The sequence below is a fragment of the Enterobacter sp. ZOR0014 genome (genome assembly GCF_000798855.1).
GTDB classification, from domain to species: Bacteria; Pseudomonadota; Gammaproteobacteria; order Enterobacterales; family Enterobacteriaceae; genus Enterobacter; species Enterobacter kobei.
On the sequence record NZ_JTLF01000367.1, the window covers coordinates 1 to 5747 of the forward strand.

The 5747-nt window shown below is 51.3% G+C and carries 5 protein-coding genes and 1 pseudogene; 1 reads left to right on the forward strand and 5 read right to left on the reverse strand.

Annotated elements, in window-relative coordinates; genetic code table 11:
• The 4 genes from L977_RS20955 to rfaQ all read right to left on the reverse strand — a co-directional run.
• Positions 1-876 (reverse strand): glycosyltransferase (locus L977_RS20955; RefSeq protein ID WP_047626862.1); only part of this gene is annotated, 876 nt, incomplete at its 3' end.
• Positions 877-887: 11 nt separating this feature from the next.
• Positions 888-1988 carry a glycosyltransferase gene (locus tag L977_RS20960; RefSeq protein ID WP_047626863.1) on the reverse strand — a complete coding sequence of 367 codons (1101 nt, stop codon included), beginning with the start codon at positions 1986-1988 and terminating at the stop codon, positions 888-890.
• Between the two features lie 2 nt (positions 1989-1990).
• The gene (locus tag L977_RS20965; protein ID WP_047626864.1) at positions 1991-3118 is read right to left on the reverse strand and encodes a glycosyltransferase family 4 protein; all 1128 of its coding nucleotides are present in this window, start codon (positions 3116-3118) and stop codon (positions 1991-1993) included.
• The gene (rfaQ, locus tag L977_RS20970; protein ID WP_023331724.1) at positions 3115-4185 is read right to left on the reverse strand and encodes a putative lipopolysaccharide heptosyltransferase III; all 1071 of its coding nucleotides are present in this window, start codon (positions 4183-4185) and stop codon (positions 3115-3117) included. Before rfaQ ends, L977_RS20965 begins: the two co-directional genes overlap by 4 nt.
• Positions 4186-4335: 150 nt before the next feature.
• On the opposite strand from rfaQ, the gene L977_RS20975 reads away from it, so the two are divergent.
• Positions 4336-5292 carry a polysaccharide deacetylase family protein gene (locus L977_RS20975; RefSeq protein WP_047626865.1) on the forward strand — a complete coding sequence of 319 codons (957 nt, stop codon included), beginning with the start codon at positions 4336-4338 and terminating at the stop codon, positions 5290-5292.
• A gap of 24 nt (positions 5293-5316) precedes the next feature.
• Here the strand turns inward: L977_RS20975 and L977_RS24820 are convergent.
• Positions 5317-5747 (reverse strand): annotated as a pseudogene (locus tag L977_RS24820) (O-antigen ligase family protein); the annotation flags it as partial.

Here is a 5747-nt window from a genome sequence, read left to right on the forward strand (position 1 = left end):
GAACATCATGGTCTTCTTCGCCTCATCCTTCATGTTGTCGAAGGTATGAATGATCCCCAGCCCCTCTTTGGCGATTTGCCAGTGGCAAGCCGGGATATTTTTCACTTTATCCGGGTAACGCTGGTTAATGGCGTCAAGCATCTGCAGGATTTTCATGTAATGACGGGCGGAGCGAATCAGCGTGTCGTCATTATCCGGAGTATGCGATACCGAAGCAGAGTGAATGTAGTAGTCATAAAAGCGTTCGCTGGTGTACTGAACGCGTTCCGCGGCAAGCAGCACTTCGGTCGTCCACGGAATATCCTGATGGCGAAGGCCGGGTTCAAAATGGAAACTGTGTTTACGAATAAAGTCGTGGCGATAGATGTTTAACCAGGTGACGTGCAGGAACTTTCGTGAATCCAGCGCCTTCTTTAACCACGCCGGGCCAGTCATGACATCCGTCGAGGCGAGTTTATCTTCAGGGAAAATAGGGCGAGAGGGTTTCTTGTTGTTTTCCCAGACGTAGTTCCCATTGCAGGTCGCGACATCCAAATCCTGCGTGACGGCCATATCCAGAAGACGCTGGTACATGCCCGGCTTGAAGACATCATCAATATCCGGGAAAGAGAGATATTGACCCGTTGCTACGGCCAGGCCGGTATTACGCGCGATGGATACGCCCTGATTTTGCTGCTCAATCACCTGCAACTGCGGCAGTTTTTCACGCCAGCTTTCGACGATCTGCATCGAACCGTCAGTAGAGCCGTCATTGACAATAATGACTTCCATGCTGTCGATGCGTTGATTTACAAGGCAGGTAAAGAACTGATCCAGAAAAGCTTCACCGTTATATACGGCAACCACCACGCTTAATAATGGCGCTGAATTTTGCATAAGAAACCTGATTATTTTTGATTGTCGACCAAAGCAATATATTGACGGCAAATGGCATTGATGCCGAACGACGCAATGGTTGCACCGCCAACGACCGGCGGGGAGGTATAAATATCGACCAGCGTTTTTGCCAGCGATTCGTCGTTTAACTCTGACAGCCCGCGCGCCAGGTCTCCCGTGAGGATTTCAGCGGGGCCTCCTGGACAATTTGTACTGACCGGCGGGGTCTGGCAGATAATGGATTCGACCAGCACATTACCAAAACCTTCGCAGTCAGAACTTAACACTAAGAGCCGCGCCCCTTTTATCCAGGGGTAGGGGTTGGCGTCGAATGGGCGGAAAACCGTTTTGTTTTCAATACCCAAATCTCTGGCAAGCTGCTGTAGTTTTTGGATTTTGGCGTCGGATCCATTGCCCATCATGACCAGTGTAGTGTCAAGTTGACTCAGTGCGAACGCACGTAAAAGCCGATCGTGACGTTTGTGCTCATGGAAGCGGCCAACATGAATGATGTAATCCCTCCCTTGCATTTCAAAGGGGGCATCAGCCAGACGCTGAATTTCAGGGATATCAAACGGGTTATGGATTACCGCTTTGCGTCGAAGAGTGAGCGCCAGCGTTTCTGAAAGATCTTTCAACACGGCGCCTGAAACAGCGACAACATTACGATTTTCGTAGGTATGACGAATTTTAAGATGCTTAAACCAGCGAGAAAGCCCGCGGCGATGGCGCAAATAGGAGAACGAGAACATGCCATGCACGCAAAACCAGACTTTATCGCGTTCCAGCGCACGGCAGTGTGCAACAATGCGGTCGGTTTTGTGCAAATGAGAGAACACAACGTCAAATTTTCCGCTGCGTTCAGCCCGCTCAATAGCCCGATCCAGCAGATGGGCGCGGCGTGGGATCTCCGTCAGCTTTCGCCACGGTTTTTTGCAGGTATCCTGAACAACCTGATAATCAATGCCTTCCGGGATGGCGTAATCGCACACTTTTCGCAGGGAGAAGAGAGAGACCTGATGTCCCATTTCTATCAATCCACTGGAAAGTGTAAGAACCGTTTTTTCAGCTCCCCCACCGGGTAAACCATCAATAATCATTAGGATGCGCATTTTTAATCCAGTAATTTTTGATAAAGCGAAATAAGCTGACTTGACAGTTTTTCGGGGGTGGCGTCTTTCACACGTTCCCGTGCCGCGCGTCCCATATTGTTATTTTTTTCCAGAGAAGGAATGGCGGATATCGCTTCCTTCAATGTGTTGATATCAAGGGCGTCGCAATAAAATCCGTTCTGGCCTTGCTGAATAAATTCAGCGCCTCCGCAACTCTCTGAAGTGATGACGGGTAAACCGCAGGCCATCGCTTCAAGAATGACGTTAGGAAAGGGATCATACAGCGTTGGCAACAGTAAACCATCGGATAGCTGATAAAAAGGAAGCGTTTCTTTTTGCATCCCCAGGAAACGGATTTGCCCTTCGCAGCGGAGTGAACGGGCAAGATCGCGATAACGACTTTCTGCTTTATCCTGTCCAACCACAATCAGCCATGCCGCTGTCCCAGCGATAGCACGTATGGCGCTGGCCAGGCCTTTTCGTTCGAACCCGGAGCCGACAAAACAGAACACCACGGCATCGGCTGGCAAACCAAATTGCTGACGCAGCGCGGCACGTTGCGCCTCCTGAGCCGGAACGAAGCGGCTGGAATCAATAGAATTATAAATTACATGTATTTTTTTTGCGTCAATATCAAAATTTTCGACAATTTCGCGTTTGATCATCTCCGCATTACAGATAACCGCTTTGAGTTCCGGTGCCTGGTACATCTCTCGTTCGGCATGCATCACATAGCGGTGATAGCGATCGACCATCAGCATCTTTGCACGCCAGGCGGGTAGAATGCGTGCACGCTGCAGTAGCCAGCGGCGGTGGACGCCATCGCCTGCGCGGTAGATGTCACAGCCCGGGATTCGCTCGTGGCTTTGCACAATATCAAACTGTTGTTGTTGCCACAGTTCACGTGCGGCATGAGCAAAACCACGCTCGCGGCTGATGCGGCCCCACTTTCGCGGATCGCAAATGTGGATATGCCAGTCGTCCTGCTTTTCTCCCTGCCATTCACGGGTGATGACATTCAGCTCAAGATTTTGGTTGCTTAACGCGGTGAGCGCGCGGGAGACGAACCGTTCCGCTCCGCCATCAGGACGATATTTTTGGCGCACAATAGCCAGACGATGGTGTTTCATGACAGATATCTCTTTGCAGCAGAGACGACAGCATCCACGGGAATGGCGTCGAGATAGCGCTCTTTAGTGTTGGTATCAATGGCGTCCGGATCGGGGAGCGGGCCGAAGTCGCCAGCCCAGATAACGTCGCCGTTGACCTGCCACGGAGACCAAAACGTCAGTTTGGAAGGGCCAAAGAGTGCCACGCAGGGCGTCTGCAGCGCGGCGGCCATATGCATCGGAACCGAATCAACCCCAATGAACAGGCAGGCATGATCGATCAGCGCTGCAAGCTGGCGCAGCGTTAATTGACCGGCCAGCGAGACGACGCCGGTCTTCGGGGACGCGGCGAGAATGCGATCGATCATCGCCATCTCTTTTTTATCCGGCCCGGCCGTGAGTACGACGGTATGCCCATCTTGCTGCAGCGCGGTAATCGTTTGCGCCATTTTGTCTTCATCCCAGCATTTGAAGAACCAGCGGGATGTTGGCTGAATCACGATATAGTTATCACTTACACCCTTTTTCTCCAGCTGTTGGCGGGCGAAGTGCCAGTCATCTGCGCTGTAGGCCATGGTGACGGCGGGCTGCGCCGCGACCTGTAATGGAGACAGAATGGAGAGGTTTTGCTCGACGGTGTGCAGAGACTGGTGATTTGCAACGGAGACTAAATCGCTGTGACAAAAACGCCAGAATGCATTGTTGCGTTTGTTAAAGGCAAATCCGAGACGAACCGGCGCGCCGGTGAAGCGGGTGACAATAGCGCTACGCCACTGATCGGCAAGGTTAATCACCAGATGATAATGTTGTTTCCTTAACGCACACAGCAACTGCCACTCTTTCTGTAGATGCTTGAGTGTGCCCAGGTGCTTCCATTTACGATCGATTCCATAAATGGTGCCAATTGCCGGATGCGCGGCGAGCATGTCGCGCGTTTCTTCATACAACAGCACATCAATTTGCGCGTGTGGCCAGTGTTGACGTAATGAATCAATGACGGGGGTGGTCAATAACATATCGCCATGATGGCGGAGTTTGATCAGTAAAATGCGCAAATCAGGCGTGTCAGGTAAGTTATTCATCATCATCTTATCGGCGTTGTACTGTTGGCAATTCTAATAGACCTGATAGCGACTTGCACTCTTTCTCCATAATCTCAGGAATTTCCCAGCAAGGGTTTACTGATGGTTTGGAGAGTGCGTAACATAGCGCTAACTTCCCTGTCTTGCGGACTCATTATGAAAAAACCCGCGTTTATCATCACGATTGATACTGAGGGCGATAATCTCTGGCAGAACCACCGCGTCATTAAAACGGAAAACGCGCGCTATCTGGCCCGGTTCCAGACGCTGTGTGAACGTTTCGGCTTTAAGCCCGTGTGGCTGACAAACTATGAGATGGCGATCGAGCCCGTTTTCATCGACTTCGCCAGGGACGTGATCGCTCGCGGCCAGGGGGAGGTGGGCATGCACCTCCACGCATGGAATAGCCCGCCTGAGCACGATCTCACGGGTGATGACTGGCGCTGGCAGCCTTATTTGATTGAATTTTCAGACGAGGTGATGCGCGAGAAAGTGCTGTTCATGACCCGCCTGCTGGAAGAGACGTTCCAGACCAAAATGTTAAGCCACCGCGCCGGGCGCTGGGCGTTTGATAGCCGTTATGCCGGGTTACTGATTGAGCTGGGGTATCAGGTTGATTGCTCGGTGACGCCGCGAGTGAACTGGCGCAATGCGAAGGGGGCTCCGCAAGGCCATGGTGGGACGGATTACCAACATTTTCCGGACCATGCATACTTTATTGACGTTAACGATATTTCCCGGGCGGGCACGAGCCCTTTACTCGAAGTGCCAATGAGCATTCAGTATAAACATCCTGCCTGGCTGAACGCGATCAAACAGGGTTACGATCGTCTTCGTGGTAAATACCGCTCACCTTCTGTGAACTGGTTACGTCCGACAGGTGGTAATGCGTCGCAGATGATTGAGGTTGCGCAGCAATGCCTTTCTCAGGGAAATGATTACGTCGAGTTTATGCTCCATTCGTCGGAATTTATGCCCGGGGGGAGTCCTACGTTTAAGGACGAGGCGGCGATCGAGGGGTTATACCAGGATCTGGAAGCGCTGTTTAGCTGGTTATCCGACAAGACGGTGGGGATGACGCTGGCGGAGTTTTATCAACACAAGAAAAAATAATGCCCGCATGGCGGGCATTATCACTTACTGGCGCTGTCTGGTTTGTGAAAAGAGTGTACTCAGCGCAAACACGGTGACAAAGAAGATGAGCGCCTCTGAGCTCAACAAAATGACGTCCGTCAGACCATAGAGCAATAAAAGAAGCATGGTCGTCAGCAGCAGACCATTTTTATTTTTAAGTGCGTACACGATCATCGAGATATAGAAAAAGAATAATATTACCAGCCCGGGGATCCCCTGAAGAGAGTATTTTTCAATGAACTCGTTGTGCAGATGAATCCGGGTAAATTCAAGCGCTGCCGCGAGATGTGGATGTCCATTTTTCACATATTGCTGTGACCAGACTTCGCGGTCTTCGACTGACTGCCCCATGGGGTGGGCAAGTCCGTTTTGAGCACCAATAATCCACATAGAAAAACGTGCACCGAGTGAGGTGGCGTCATATCCTTTTTGAT

Bases quoted from the DNA above. Each gene is read 5' to 3' on its own strand.
- L977_RS20960 (WP_047626863.1), bottom strand. From the start codon at position 1,988: ATGCGCATCCTAATGATTATTGATGGTTTACCCGGTGGGGGAGCTGAA.
- L977_RS20965 (WP_047626864.1), bottom strand. From the start codon at position 3,118: ATGAAACACCATCGTCTGGCTATTGTGCGCCAAAAATATCGTCCTGAT.
- rfaQ (WP_023331724.1), bottom strand. From the start codon at position 4,185: ATGATGATGAATAACTTACCTGACACGCCTGATTTGCGCATTTTACTG.
- L977_RS20975 (WP_047626865.1), top strand. From the start codon at position 4,336: ATGAAAAAACCCGCGTTTATCATCACGATTGATACTGAGGGCGATAAT.